Genomic DNA, 1242 nt, shown 5'->3' on the forward strand with positions numbered 1-1242 from the left:
CGCTACCAGACGAAGGTGCTGGCGCAGGACTGAGGTCCTCCCGCGGCATCGACCTCGTCGAGGCTGTCGTCGGCCACAACGAGCGCCGCACCCCCGATTCCCTCCGGACCCGTCAGGAGTTCTCATGTCCCTGTTCGACATCTCCGAACGTGCCCAGCAGTTGCAGAACGAACTGCTGGATTTCATGGATGCACACGTATACCCGGCCGAGACCGTGTACGAGGAGCAGATGCGCGCGGCCGGCGATCCACATTTCCATCCGCCGATACTCGAGGAACTCAAGGCCGAGGCGAGAAGGCGGGGCCTGTGGAACCTCTTCCATCCACATCCTGCCACCGGCGCCGGACTGACCAACCTCGAGTACGCGCCGCTGGCGGGGATCATGGGCCGCAGCCACATCGCGCCCGAGGCGTGCAACTGCAACGCCCCTGACACCGGCAACATGGAGGTCCTCGAGCTCTTCGGCACCCAGAAGCACAAAGAGAAGTATCTGAAACCCCTGCTCGACGGCACTATGGCGTCCGCGTTCGCGATGACGGAGCCAGGTGTGGCCAGCTCCGATGCCACCAATGTCGAATTGTCTATGGTCAAGGACGGTGACGAATACGTCCTCAACGGCCGGAAGTGGTTCGCCTCCAACGCCCTCCACAAGAACTGCAAGGTCATGATCGTCATGGGCAAGACCGATCCGGCCGCCCCGACGCACCGGCAGCAGTCGATGATGGTGGTACCGATCGACGCACCCGGTGTGACCGTGCTGCGCAATCTGCCGGTCTTCGGTTACGCCGACCGAGAAGGTCACGCCGAGATCGACTTCAAGGACGTACGGGTTCCGGTCGAGGACCTTCTCAAAGGCGAGGGAGAGGGCTTCGCGATCAGCCAGGCCCGGCTGGGCCCCGGTCGCATCCACCACTGCATGCGTGCCATCGGCGCGGCCGAGCGCGCGCTGGAACTGATGTGCAAGCGCGCCCAGTCGCGCGTCACGTTCGGCAAGCCGATCGCCGACAATGCCAACATCCAGGACTGGATCGCCGAAGCGCGCATCGACATCGAGATGATCCGGCTACTCACCCTCAAGGCCGCATATCTGATGGACACCGTCGGTAACAAGGAAGCACAGACCGAGATCGCCGCGATCAAGGTCGCCGCCCCGGCCATCGCGCTGAAGATCGTGGACCGGGCCATCCAAGTGCACGGTGGCGCGGGCGTCACCGACGACTTCCCGCTCGCCATGTCGTACGC

At 64.0% G+C, this 1242-nt stretch carries 1 protein-coding gene; it reads left to right on the top strand.

What is annotated here, in order from left to right; all coding sequences use genetic code 11:
- Window positions 1-124: 124 nt before the first annotated feature.
- Window positions 125-1242: acyl-CoA dehydrogenase family protein (locus tag ACL03I_RS39335; protein ID WP_412808645.1), on the top strand; the 1118-nt coding region annotated here is incomplete at its 3' end.

Source organism: Nocardia sichangensis (assembly GCF_047200615.1).
GTDB lineage: Bacteria > Actinomycetota > Actinomycetes > Mycobacteriales > Mycobacteriaceae > Nocardia > Nocardia sichangensis.